The sequence below is a fragment of the Christiangramia lutea genome, assembly GCF_022489035.1.
Taxonomy (GTDB): Bacteria; Bacteroidota; Bacteroidia; order Flavobacteriales; family Flavobacteriaceae; genus Christiangramia; species Christiangramia lutea.
On sequence record NZ_JAKVTV010000002.1, the window covers coordinates 612,802 to 625,567 of the forward strand.

Sequence of the window (12,766 nt, forward strand, 5' to 3'; positions counted from 1 at the left end):
TTAGTTATTCTAATTTATTAATAATCAGAAATATAAAACGCTATAAATAAAATAATTATAGTTAATTTAACCTTGACCTCCAGAAGAAACCGGAATAAGATCGCAGAAACAGAATTCGGTATCCCAACTTTCATGCTCATCCTGAAAGCAATTATCATCATCTTTCTCTGCGGGCTTATAGGATCTGTTTACCTTCTCTCCTATTTCAAAATTCACCCGGTCACGAAAAATTGGCCCATCAAAAACAAACGTATGAAATTCACCATTTTCACCACAAGGGTCAACATTATCAGGTAATTCATTTAAAAAATCACGGTCTATGATCCTTCCGCAAAAAGAGTCGTCCAGGTATTTAGAATTTGTGCAAACCACGATCGCTCTAAAGCCAAGATCAATAAAATCCTGAATAAGTTTAGAGGTATCTTTTTTCCACAAAGGAAAAACGGCTTCTAAGCCAACCGAGTCCAGTTGATCTTCCCGATATTTTTTCAGGTCTTCAAGAAAAATATCTCCAAAAACGCTTTGGGTAAAGCCTTCAGATATCAACTCATTTGTCGCTTGTTTCATTTTCTGATTGTATTCTTCCATGCTGGTTTCCGCACTTATTTCAGAAATAACTAAGGGAATACCTATTTTTTCAGCCTGCTGCAACAGAAGTTCCTTCTTAACCCCATGCATAGTAACTCTTCCAACATCTTTATTTATGGTAGTTAAAAGTTTTTCAACCTTATAATCGTTTTGATTTCTACCATAATAAAGGGCGAGTGCAGAATCCTTTCCACTGCTCCAGTTCAAATATGCTTTATTCATTTTCATCTTGTCCTTCGTTCAAAAAGCTCTGGATGGCGAGGTCATAACTCTGAAGTCCGAAACCAAGTACCACTCCTTTAGCATTTGGAGAAATATAGGATTTATGCCTGAACTCTTCCCTGGAAAAAGTATTGGAAATATGAACTTCCACTACCGGTATATTTATGGCAGCAACCGCATCTCCAACTCCAACTGAAGTATGTGTATAGGCAGCTGCATTAAGAATAATACCATCGAAATCTTTTCTAGCTTCCTGTATCATATCGATCAATTCTCCCTCAATGTTGGTCTGGTCATAAGACAGTTCAATATTCCTGAATTTGAATTGTAATTCAGAAAAATAATCTTCAAAACTCTTATTACCATATTTCTCAGGTTCTCGGATACCTAGTAGGTTTAGATTAGGCCCGTTAAGTATTAGTAGCTTCATGTTGTAAAAATATAAAAAATGCTCCGTTTACTTCAGAAATTCAATTTTGAAAATCAGGCAGGTCAAAAACTTGTTTTTATCTTCAGGCTAAGCGGATTCATAACCGGTGGTTGAACTTAATCATATCCAGAGGAATAAGATCTAGGATTTAAATTCTGAAAATATCTTGCTTCAAGACTAAGATTATCGTTGATCTCATGTCCCACTCCCGCTCTTACACCAAAATTATAGATCCTTTCCCCGTTCACATTAATAAGCTGAGTAAACTGAGGGCCCGCAACCATATAAGTTTTGGATTGTTTTTTCTGATATTTAAAAATGTATCCACCACCCTTAACATTGGTTCCCAGGGTTTCAAAATAATAATTTTCACTATTTAGATATAATCCGCGTAGGATCTTTTCAAGATCGTACTTACCATTTTCCAGTCCATAATTATAATTAAGACCTCGATTCAGATCAAAATCTGAAGGTAAATATTCGATAAAGGAATTTTTTCGACAGTCTTGATTTGTTGTTCTCATTTGATAGGTAACTAAGTGGTTGAATTTTTAGTAAACCTATTTCAGGAAATGACGTATAAGAATATTATTGCTAACGCTTATAAATAAAAAAAGCGGACCATAGTCCACTCATATATAAATGAATATATTATTAAAACTTGATCTCCACTCCACCGTTGATGGATGCAACATTATCACCGTCTGCAGAAATATTGGTATAGGAAACAAGTACATTGGCAATTCCTAGGTTTACTCCAAGATGTGGGCGCAGAAATAACCCACCATCAGAATCACTACCCAGGCCTATAGCATAACCAAGATCGGTTCCTGCGAAAAGGATGGCCAGTATCCTCAATCTCGCCGTACCGGCAGCAGTAATAAACTGCAGGTCATCATGGTCGAAAGCATCAAAGATCTGTAGATCATTATCCTTAAAAAAATGAGAATATCCAATGGCGCCGCCAATATCAAGTAATTTAATGATGTCCACTCTATATGCAATATCTGCACTTCCGTAAAAATTGTGGGTGTCCTCTACATCAGACAAAGGTATACCTGCATTAAGACCGAAAGTAAAATGTTTTTGTGCCTTTACAGAAGTAAGCCCCAGGCCAAGAATGGCCATAAGAAGAAATAACTTTTTCATAATGTTCGATTTAATAGTTCAAGTTAAATATACAATTTTAAGCTATTGATTTACAGATGCATATAAAAAAAGCGAAGATTCACATCTTCGCTTTTCCATTTTCATAGGTGTTAGATATCTAGAACTGGAAACCTACGCCCAGTTGAAATCCGTTATTTTTGATAGCGTCATCATCAAAATTGTCACTATCGAATGCATCTGTAAATCCTAGAACATATCTTCCGTTCAGGAAAAACCCATTATTGAATTTATAAGAAGCACCCACAGCACCTCCAAATTCAAAAGTACTGGCGAACTCAGAATCTGTTTCAAAATTCAAAGTATTGCTTTCAAAATCGTATTCCTCCTCTACCAGGAAATTAAAAGATGGACCTGCCTCAAGTGCGAGACCTTCTATAATGTAAAATTTAGCAATTAAAGGCACCTGTATATAATCTAACTGGTATTCTCCTGTAATACGATCTCCGGCAAATATTCTGGAAGCCTCAGTTCCCTGGGATGAATAAAGCACCTCTGGCTGAACAGAAAAACGTTCGCCTACCGGAATCTCAGCCAAAACTCCAAGGTGAAAACCTGTCCTGCTGTTATTATCTTCAAAACCATCTGAGGTCATGTTGGTGAAATTCACACCACCTTTAACTCCAAAATTCCAGTATTCCTGTGCATCTACAGAACTACCGAACCCAATAATTGCAATTGCTACTAATAAAAATGTCCTTTTCATCATTTTCTGTTTTTATTTCGGCCAAAAGTAGGACTCAACTCGTTAAAGAAAAGTTAGCTAAGCCTAAAGTATTACTAAGACTGGTATAGCTTATTTATTATCTTTAACACATGAAATGGGACAATGCGCTACAGGATTACCGGCACTATTTAAAGCTTGAACGCGGACTTTCAGCTAATTCCATCGAGAATTACAGTCTCGATCTAATAAAACTGATGAATTACCTTAACGTTAATGAAATTGAGGTGAGCCCGGTTAAGATTAGTGATAAAACCATCCAGGAGTTCATCTATAATTCCTCAAAAAGTTTGAATCCGAGGTCCCAGTCAAGACTCATTTCGGGATTAAGGAGTTTTTTCAGCTACCTGGTTTTTGAAGATTACCGAAACGACAATCCTTTAGATCTTTTAGAATCTCCAAAGATAGGGAGAAAACTACCAGACACGATTTCTATAGATGAAGTGGATAAGATTATAGCGGCAGTAGACCTCAGTAAAAATGAAGGAGAGCGAAATCGTGCTATAATAGAAACTTTATACGGTTGCGGTCTACGTGTTTCAGAATTGATAGACCTAAAGTTATCTGACCTGTTTTTTAATGAAGGTTTCATAAAAGTTACCGGTAAAGGAGACAAACAAAGGTTTGTTCCGATTTCAGAATACACTATAAAATTCATCAATATCTATAAAGACCAGGTGAGGATTCACCAGGACATTAAACCTGAAGCGACCGATACACTTTTTCTGAACCGCAGAGGGAATAAGCTTACCAGGGCGATGATCTTTACTATTGTAAGGCGATTAACCGAAGCGGCAGGTCTTAAAAAGAAAGTGAGTCCGCACACATTCAGGCACTCTTTTGCGACACATCTTCTGGAAAATGGAGCCGATCTAAGAGCCATACAACAGATGTTGGGACATGAGAGTATTACAACCACAGAAGTTTATGTGCATGTAGACAGATCTCATCTTAGACAAGTCATGGAAACATTCCATCCAAGAAAGTAGATTATTAAAGTTCTGCTAAACCTGCAAAACAGCTTTCTTCCGCATTGCTTAATTAGTAACTTCATAAAAAATCAAATTATGAAGAAATTGAAATTCAGGAATGGCGACACGATGGACGCCATTGGCCTGGGAACCTGGAAATCGGAAAAAGGAAAAGTTACCGAAGCAGTAAAGATCGCACTGAACAACGGATACAAGCATATAGATTGTGCAGCGACCTATGGAAATGAGGCCGAAGTAGGTGAAGCTTTTTCCGAAGTATTTGGAAAAGGAGATGTAAAAAGAGAAGATATTTGGGTAACCTCAAAGTTATGGAATAATGCTCATAAAAAAGAAGACGTGATTCCAGCATTAAAGCAAACGCTGAAAGACCTTAAACTGGACTACCTGGACCTTTATCTTATACACTGGCCGGTAGCATTTAAACCAGATGTTGGTTTCCCCGAAAAAGCAGAAGATTTTCTCTCTCTGGAAGAAGTTCCTCTTATTGAAACCTGGAATGAAATGGTAAAAGCAAAAGAACAGGGATTAGTGAAACATATAGGAGTATCAAATTTCAGCATCCCAACCCTGGAATCATTAATGAACGATACCGATGAGATCCCTGAAATGAATCAGGTTGAACTGCATCCATATCTGCAACAGAATAAATTACTGGAATTCTGCAGTAAAAACGGAATTAATGTAACTGCATATTCACCTCTGGGAAGCGGCGACAGGCCCGATGAAATGAAGGCGGCAGATGAACCATCATTGTTAGAAAACCCGGTAATCAACAAGGTCGCGAAAAAACATGGTGCATCTCCAGGACAGATCCTGATCAAATGGAGCGAACAAAGAGGAACCGCGGTGATCCCGAAATCCACCAATGAGAAAAGGATCAAGGACAATCTTATGAGTGCAGGATACCAGCTTGATGAAGATGACATGAAAGAAATCGCAGACCTGGATTATCATTTCAGGTATGTGAATGGAAAGTTTTTTGAAATGGAAGGAAATTCCTATGAAAATATCTATGATGATTAGTCCAATTTAAGTCATCCTGAATTTATTTCAGGATCTCCAGTATGGAGAGAAGCTGAAACAAGTTCAGCTTGACAGAAAAAAAGGCCGTTCAACTGAACGGCCTTTTTAATGAATCAAAGTAAAGCATTTTTTATTTCGCGACATTCACTGCCCTGGTCTCACGAATTACCGTGATCTTCACCTGCCCAGGATATGTCATATCTGTCTGTATCTTCTGTGAGATCTCAAATGAAAGGTTAGATGCCTTTTCATCTGAAACCTTTTCGCTTTCAACTATAACTCTTAATTCTCTACCTGCCTGGATGGCGTAAGCTTTCTTAACACCTCCAAACCCGAAAGCGATATCTTCAAGGTCTTTTAATCTCTGTATGTATGAATCCAACACCTGTCTTCTTGCTCCTGGTCTAGCTCCGCTAATGGCATCACAAACCTGTACTATAGGAGATAATAATGAATTCATTTCTATTTCATCGTGGTGAGCTCCAATGGCATTACATACTTCAGGTTTTTCACCATGTTTTTCTGCCCACTGCATTCCAAGGATCGCGTGAGGAACTTCAGTTTCTGTTTCCGGCACTTTACCAATATCGTGAAGTAATCCTGCACGTTTTGCCAGTTTAGGGTTCAATCCTAGTTCGGCAGCCATCACACCGCAAAGTTTAGCAACTTCACGAGAGTGTTGTAACAGGTTCTGACCATAGGAAGAACGGTATTTCATTCTACCTACCATTTTGATCAATTCAGGCTGTAATCCATGAATTCCAAGATCTATAACAGTCCTCTTACCAATATCGATAATTTCTTCTTCGATCTGTTTTCTGGTCTTTTTCACCACTTCCTCGATTCGGGCAGGGTGAATCCTACCATCTGTCACTAGTTTATGCAGAGACAACCTCGCTACTTCTCTCCTTACCGAATCGAAACAGCTAAGGATAATTGCTTCAGGAGTATCATCAACGATGATCTCTACTCCGGTTGCAGCTTCAAGAGCGCGAATGTTTCTACCTTCACGTCCAATGATCCTACCTTTTACATCATCACTTTCAAGGTTGAATACAGAAACGCAGTTCTCGATAGCCTCTTCTGTTCCAATTCTCTGAATGGTATTGATAATGATCTTTTTAGCCTCCTGTTGTGCTGTTAGCTTGGCTTCCTCTACCGTATCCTGGATCAGGGACATAGCATCGGCTTTAGCAGTATCTTTCAAGGATTCTACCAACTGGGCCTTTGCTTCCTCTGCTGAAAGTCCTGAAATCACTTCTAATTGCTGTACTTTAGAGTTGTGCAATTTGTCGATCTCTTCCTGTTTCTTCTCCAGGTATTCTACACGATGATTATAATCGGCAATTTTAGCCTCTAGATCTTTGTTTAGTTTCTTATTCTTTCCAAGCTCATTGGAAACATGTGACTCCTTATCCTTGATCCTTTTTTCAGCATCGTTGATCTTCTTATCCCTGGAAAGGATCACTTTTTCGTGTTCAGATTTTAGTTCAATGAACTTCTCTTTCGCCTGAAGGATCTTGTCTTTCTTAATACTTTCACCTTCCGCTTTTGCTTCCTTAAGTATACTGGCCGCTTCTTTCTTCGCGCTGGCAATGGTATTGGAGGCCTGCTTCTTCTCAAGTGTTTTTGCAATCGCAAAGCCCAGTGCCAGACCTATGACTGCGGCTATGCTTATAATTAGTATGTCCATTCGCTTCTATTTAGATATATACATAAAAAAAGCCTGTATTAGCTGTGATTGTATTAAACTCCTTAAATCAAGTTTAGGGCTAACAAGCTGATCAAGAATCCGCTCTCCTGGTCCGGAAAAACCGAAGCAGGACACGGCACGCTTTTACAACCTAGACTCACCCTTTTTAAAGAATTCGTGTTGAGTTTACCAATAATGCACTAATACAGGCAGTAACCTTATTTATTTAAAGAACTTATGAGCTTAAATGCTGCTGCAACAAGTCGTTAAGTGACTTTAACTTCTCCTCTGCTTCAATCATTTCGCTCGATTTATCGATATTTTTCTGCTCGGTCTGGGCAGCGAACTGCAATGCACACATTGCAAGAACATCCTGTTTATCCCTTACGGCATAGCTTTGCTCAAATTGCTTGATCGTCGCCTCGATCTTTTTAGCCGCTTTACGCAAACCTTCTTCCTGATTTGGATGAATGGTTAGCGGATATACGCGGTCTGCGATCGATATTTTGATCTTCAGCTTATCTTCCATTATTTCAAAATTATTCAGATAACTGAACAATGCACTGATCGATCTCTCTGATCAGGCTGTTTATCTTGAGCTTTGTTTCTCTTTTATGGTCGGTACTGCCAAGCATCGCGTTCGCAGCTTTTAAGGACTGAATTTGATCTTTAGAAGCATTAAAATCTTCTTCCAGTTTTCCGTATTCAGATCTAACAGTCGTCAATTCCTTTTGTAAAGACTCGTTCGCCTGTTTCATAACATCGTATTTATGAAGCAGTTTACTTATCCTATTCTCAAGGTTATCAACTATTTCTGTTATTTCACTCATAAGCGCTTAAACCGATGTGAACCCTTACAAAGTTAACATACGCTTTGAAATATCCCAATACTTTTTTAGCAGTTTTAAATTAATAATTAACAATGAGGATAATTCTCTGTTATCAAGCTGTTTAATTTTGACATAACTTTGATTAACTTTACCACCAGGTTTAAATTGAATTTATCCAGATCTATGAAGAAAGCTACGAGCCTACTATTTTTAGTATTATTTTCTACTTTACAAGCACAAAACGAACTTCCTCAAGACTATTTTCAGAATCCGCTGAATGTTCCAATCGTTCTGGCAGGAACTTTTGGAGAACTAAGGTCTAATCATTTCCATAGTGGTCTTGATATAAAAACTCAGCAGCGAGAAGGCCTGGAGGTCAATGCCTCAGCTGAGGGATATATAAGCAGAATAAAGATCCAGCACTATGGTTATGGGAAAGCACTTTATGTACAACATCCTAACGGATATACCACTGTTTACGGGCATCTACAAAAATTAGCTCCTAAGCTAAAAGAATACCTCAGGAAAAATCAATATCAGAAGGAGTCTTATGAAATTGAACTGTTTCCGGAACCCGGAGAATTGAAGGTTGAAAAAGGTGAATTAATAGCCTATAGCGGAAATACCGGTGGTAGCGGTGGCCCTCACCTGCATTTTGAGATCAGGGATGCTGCCCAGAGACCTATGAACGCCCAGATGTTTGGCCTTGACGTTGCAGATTCACGTAAACCGATCATCGAAGGTTTATATGCCTACCCTATTGGTGACGATGCTCATATTAACAATTCACAGGAGCGACAGAAACTGAGATTGATTCCTCAAAACGATGGTAGTTACACTACCCCGGAAGTTGAAGCTTGTGGTGAAATAGGCTTTGGTATATCTACTGTAGATCAGCAGGATATGGCGTATAATCATAATGGCGTATACAGGATCGAAGCAGACATGAATGGTGACCAGGTATTTGAAATAGATTTCGACAAATTTTCATTTTCAGAAACAAGGCATCTAAATCAACTTATAGATTATGAGTATTATGCCAATAATCGAAACCGCGTCCAGAAACTATTCAGAGATCCCGGTAATCCACTTAGTATTTATGGGAACCTTGAATCTGAAGGAAAATTACATATTAAGGATAGCCTCGACTATCAATACACAATTAGAGTAACCGATTTTAAAGGAAACGAAAAACTGGTTCGAATTCCTATCAAAGGCCAGGTTAGCGACAATATTAAAAAGAGAGAGACTCTGGAAACAGATTTCCTTGCCAGTGCAGATAACGGACTTTCAGCCAAAGGGAATATCATGGATGTTTATATTCCCGGAGGAAGTCTATACAAAGATGCCTACCTGGATATCAATTTCACTGAGGATATGGTAGAGGTTCATAAAGATGATATTCCACTGCATAAAAGCTTTACCATTGGTTTTGATGTCAGCGAATATCCTGCAGAGGAAAGAGAACAGCTATTTATCGCGAGGCTTTCAGATAATGGGAAACCAATTTATAATTCTACAAGAAAAAAGGGTAATCGTTTTACCACTGGAACCAGAACCTTCGGAAAATATTTCATCGCGAAAGATACAGTAGCTCCGAAGGTTGCGCCGATAAACTTCTACGATGGTCAATGGATCTCAAATATTGAAACCTTAAAAGTGAGGATCTCAGATGACCTATCGGGTATTGATGCCTACAGAGCAACTGTAAACGGAAAGTTCATTTTAATGGAATATGAATACAAGAACAACACTCTCACACATTATTTTTCAGACAATGTAGTTTCGGAAACCGAAAGCGATCTTAAAGTGATCGTTACAGATAATGTAGGAAACACCACCACGTATACAGCAAAATTTTATAGAAAATAGAAGAGGTGACTTAAATCTTTTCTATGATCGTCACCCTGAACTTGTTTCAGGGTCTATCAGAATAAATTCTCCTGAATGGAATTCTGAAATAAATTCAGAATGACGTTTGCACTATTTTTCAAACTAAAAAAGCTGAACCGTTTGGTTCAGCTTTTTCTTTATAATCGGATTTGATAATATCTAATTCTCGATAAATTCTTTCAGGGTTTTCACCACGTAATCTATCTCCTCTTTGGTATTGTATCTCGAAAATGAGAATCTGAGAGAGGGTTTCTTTTTGTCCTCTTCAGAAAGAAAGGCATTAAGAACATGTGAGCCCTGCTCACTTCCACTCTGGCAGGCACTGCCTTTAGAACAGGCAATACCTTTAAGGTCTAATTGAAACAACAACATCAAGGCCTTTTCCTGGCTAAGAGGAAGACAAACATTAATAAGAGTATAGGTGCTTTTCTCCAGGTTTTCACATTCACCATTGAATTTCACCCCGGGAACTTCCTTTTTCAGCTCGTTGATAAAATGCTTTTTCAGTTCCAGCGTATATTCCTTTTCTTCCTCAAGGTTTTCATAAGCCAGTTTAATAGATTCTTCCAAACCAACAATATTGTGAACTCCTTCAGTTCCTGCACGATGACCCCTCTCCTGCTCTCCACCAAAAATCAAAGGTTTTAAACCAGAATGGCTTCGAACAAAAGCAAATCCTACTCCTTTTGGGCCATGGAATTTGTGTGCACTTACAGCAGTGAAATCTACTGGTATCTCACCTAAATCAAGGTTAAAATGACCAATGGATTGTACCGTATCTGAATGAAACAGCGCACCATAAGATTTAATAAGATTAGCTGTCTTCTTAAGGTTTATCATATTCCCAATCTCATTATTCACATGCATCAGGCTCACTAATGTTTTCTTGTCTGAACCTTGAAGCCTTTCCTCAAGATCTTTTAGGTCAACATTTCCTTTTGCATCAAGGGCAACGTATTCAACCTCTACATTAAAACATTCCTTGAGCTGGTCTACAGTATAGAGCACCGCGTGATGTTCTATTCTGGAGGTAATAATACGTTCTACTTTAAGATCGCGAACAGCAGAATTTAAAGCAAGATTATCTGCCTCAGTTCCTCCGGAAGTAAAAACAATTTCCGAAGCTTTTACGTTCAGAATCTTGGCAACGGTTTTCCTGGCTTGTTCGATCAGCGATTTTGAAGACCTCCCAAAACTATGGGTGGATGAAGGGTTTCCATAATTTTCTTTTAAAACGCTGGTCATTTTTTCGACCACTTCCTCCCTTATCTGGGTAGTAGCTGCTGAATCAAAATACACATTTTCCATAGGCCGCAAAATTAACCGAAATAAAATAATTTCCTACTTCTCTTCCATATAAGTTTGATTCCTTTATTTTTGTTGAAAAAGCTGAATTTATGAAACGTTTATTTTTTGTTGCAACGCTTATGATGCTTATGACTGCTTGTGATGATGGTGATATTACAGTTACAAGTTTCGATTTTGAGGACAGCAACCTGAGTTTCTGTGATGGGGCCAGTAAGAACGTTTTTTATGCTATAAACAGCCAGGATGTTTTTGAAAGTTTTTCTATTGAATTTGATAGTAACGACCTAATTATAGAAAACGGGAATCCAGTTCCGCCTGAAGAAGGTGATACTATTGAATTTACTTTAAATAATAACAACAGAGCTTTATACAGGATCTACAATTCAGAGTTGCCTAGTGGAAATGACGAATATTTTTGCAGTGTTACTCCTCCAAGTTCTCCCTTGGTAACTGAAGAATGGGTGAGTACAGGTGGGAATGTTCTTATTTTCACCGATTTTGGGGACCTTGGAGGCGATATGGACGCAGATGGTGATGGATTGTCCAACATAGACGAAAATTACCTGGAAGAGCAGGATACCGATGGAGACGGAATTCCGGATTACCTGGATATTGATGATGATGGGGATAATGTAACAACCAGAACGGAAAGAGCCACAGATAACGATGATCCATTAAATGATGACGGAGAAAGGGATCACGACGAAGACGGTATACCTAATTATCTGGACGATGATGACGATAATGATGGAGTATTAACAAGACTGGAAGTAAGCGAAGAAACAGGGCTTGATGCTCCGGAACAATTCACTACCGCCGAAGGAATTTCAAATTATTTAAATCGTCTACAAGATGATGAATTAGAACATGATGAGTATATTCCGCATAACATTACCAGGAGATACAGGTATGCCGTTAGGATCAATGATCTAAGCATGGGAAATCCTGAGACCGGGGAAACTATTCGTTTTCAAAATTACAGGTTTGGAAACTATGGACAATCAAGTATTCCTTTTCCTCTGTGCCCGGAACAGGATCCCAATAATTGCGGAGAAGAAGATGAAGATGACGAAGAAGAAACGGAGGAGCCTGCAGAAGAAACTAACTAAGGATTCTGCAAAATATAGACTTCGGTAGCTCCTAGGCCATATTTCTGATAATCTGCATCATAATATTTAACATTGGAATAGCGTCCAAGAAGATATTCTAATTCCATTTTCAGAACCCCTTCACCTACTCCGTGAATGAGTACCACTTTCTGAATTCTCTTCCTTATCGCAAATTCAAGTTTATGCCTTGCCGTATCCAGCTGAAGATTCAGCATTTCATGATTGGATAGTCCCCGCGAAGATTTCACAAGCTGGTTAATATGCAGATCAACTTCCATAGGCGGTGCACCTTTATCTTTAGGTTTGGATCTGGGAAATTGCTTCTTTTTTGCCGGAGTCTTTTCCTTTAATATTTCATTAAAATCAAATTCCTGAACATCAATCTCATTAATGTCTTCTTTGATCTTCACAAGTTGATCTGAAGGAAAATCCATCTCAAATCCATCTTCTGTTTTGATTTTCACTTCTCCACCTTCAATTTTCTGAACAATTCCGCTGAGATCATCGTCCAGCAACTCAACCCTGTCTCCTACTTTTAATTCCATGTTCAGCCTTCGGTTTCATTATCTTCATTGTGATCATCTTTAGTGGCAACCCAGAAATTTGTAGCCCTGTAAAGTCCCAGCATAATAATCACCAGTCCAATGATCTTAAAATACGGACTAACATCATCTGCCGAAATACTATAAAGAAGCAATACGCCTCCTACAAGAATAAGAATCGTGTTTATCACTTGTGAGTTATTCATTTTCAGTAAGTTAAATTTAAAAGATTGGTGATTTCAAAT

Annotated in this window: 15 protein-coding genes and 1 other RNA gene; 4 read left to right on the plus strand and 12 right to left on the minus strand. The window is 38.4% G+C overall.

The annotated features are described in order from the left end of the window. Positions 1–66: 66 nt before the first annotated feature. The 5 genes from ML462_RS09130 to ML462_RS09150 form a co-directional block, all read right to left on the minus strand. Positions 67–810, minus strand: coding sequence for a Dph6-related ATP pyrophosphatase (locus tag ML462_RS09130; protein ID WP_240713546.1), 744 nt, complete (start codon positions 808–810; stop codon positions 67–69). After that, a complete protein-coding gene (aroQ, locus tag ML462_RS09135; protein ID WP_240713499.1) occupies positions 803–1,240 on the minus strand; it encodes a type II 3-dehydroquinate dehydratase in 438 nt (145 codons plus the stop codon). Before aroQ ends, ML462_RS09130 begins: the two co-directional genes overlap by 8 nt. A 116-nt stretch (positions 1,241–1,356) precedes the next feature. Beyond that, entirely contained in the window at positions 1,357–1,764 is a 408-nt protein-coding gene (locus ML462_RS09140; protein ID WP_240713500.1) for a hypothetical protein, read from the minus strand. Between the two features lie 130 nt (positions 1,765–1,894). After that, positions 1,895–2,389, minus strand: coding sequence for a hypothetical protein (locus ML462_RS09145; RefSeq protein ID WP_240713501.1), 495 nt, complete (start codon positions 2,387–2,389; stop codon positions 1,895–1,897). Between the two features lie 118 nt (positions 2,390–2,507). Then, a complete protein-coding gene (locus tag ML462_RS09150) occupies positions 2,508–3,116 on the minus strand; it encodes a porin family protein (protein ID WP_240713502.1) in 609 nt (202 codons plus the stop codon). A 107-nt stretch (positions 3,117–3,223) separates the two neighbouring features. Here ML462_RS09150 and xerD point away from each other — a divergent pair, with 107 nt between their 5' ends. Beyond that, a complete protein-coding gene (xerD, locus tag ML462_RS09155) occupies positions 3,224–4,120 on the plus strand; it encodes a site-specific tyrosine recombinase XerD (RefSeq protein WP_240713503.1) in 897 nt (298 codons plus the stop codon). Positions 4,121–4,198: 78 nt separating this feature from the next. After that, entirely contained in the window at positions 4,199–5,146 is a 948-nt protein-coding gene (locus ML462_RS09160) for an aldo/keto reductase (protein ID WP_240713504.1), read from the plus strand. A gap of 130 nt (positions 5,147–5,276) precedes the next feature. On the opposite strand, the gene rny is transcribed toward ML462_RS09160, so the two are convergent. The 4 genes from rny to ML462_RS09180 form a co-directional block, all read right to left on the minus strand. Further along, on the minus strand, positions 5,277–6,839 hold the full coding sequence (gene rny / locus ML462_RS09165) for a ribonuclease Y (protein WP_240713505.1): 1,563 nt from the start codon (positions 6,837–6,839) through the stop codon (positions 5,277–5,279). A 55-nt stretch (positions 6,840–6,894) separates the two neighbouring features. Continuing rightward, positions 6,895–7,025, minus strand: a non-coding RNA gene (ssrS, locus tag ML462_RS09170) — 6S RNA. Between the two features lie 49 nt (positions 7,026–7,074). Next, positions 7,075–7,368 (minus strand): cell division protein ZapA, encoded by a 294-nt coding sequence (locus ML462_RS09175; protein ID WP_240713506.1) that lies wholly within the window; start codon positions 7,366–7,368, stop codon positions 7,075–7,077. Positions 7,369–7,378: 10 nt separating this feature from the next. Further along, the gene (locus tag ML462_RS09180; protein WP_240713507.1) at positions 7,379–7,669 is read right to left on the minus strand and encodes a hypothetical protein; all 291 of its coding nucleotides are present in this window, start codon (positions 7,667–7,669) and stop codon (positions 7,379–7,381) included. Between the two features lie 183 nt (positions 7,670–7,852). Here ML462_RS09180 and ML462_RS09185 point away from each other — a divergent pair, with 183 nt between their 5' ends. Next, a complete protein-coding gene (locus ML462_RS09185) occupies positions 7,853–9,541 on the plus strand; it encodes a M23 family metallopeptidase (RefSeq protein WP_240713508.1) in 1,689 nt (562 codons plus the stop codon). A gap of 180 nt (positions 9,542–9,721) precedes the next feature. On the opposite strand, the gene ML462_RS09190 is transcribed toward ML462_RS09185, so the two are convergent. After that, positions 9,722–10,870, minus strand: coding sequence for a cysteine desulfurase family protein (locus ML462_RS09190; protein ID WP_240713509.1), 1,149 nt, complete (start codon positions 10,868–10,870; stop codon positions 9,722–9,724). A gap of 89 nt (positions 10,871–10,959) precedes the next feature. On the opposite strand from ML462_RS09190, the gene ML462_RS09195 reads away from it, so the two are divergent. Then, the gene (locus ML462_RS09195) at positions 10,960–11,979 is read left to right on the plus strand and encodes a hypothetical protein (RefSeq protein WP_240713510.1); all 1,020 of its coding nucleotides are present in this window, start codon (positions 10,960–10,962) and stop codon (positions 11,977–11,979) included. Here ML462_RS09195 and ML462_RS09200 read toward each other — a convergent pair. Both ML462_RS09200 and ML462_RS09205 read right to left on the minus strand, forming a co-directional pair. Further along, complete coding sequence (locus ML462_RS09200; RefSeq protein ID WP_240713511.1) at positions 11,976–12,524, minus strand: Smr/MutS family protein; 549 nt, start codon at positions 12,522–12,524, stop codon at positions 11,976–11,978. The two genes, ML462_RS09195 and ML462_RS09200, sit on opposite strands and share 4 nt — an antisense overlap. Positions 12,525–12,526: 2 nt before the next feature. Continuing rightward, positions 12,527–12,727, minus strand: a complete 201-nt coding sequence (locus tag ML462_RS09205) for a hypothetical protein (RefSeq protein WP_240713512.1) — start codon at positions 12,725–12,727, stop codon at positions 12,527–12,529. Between the last annotated feature and the right edge of the window lie 39 nt (positions 12,728–12,766).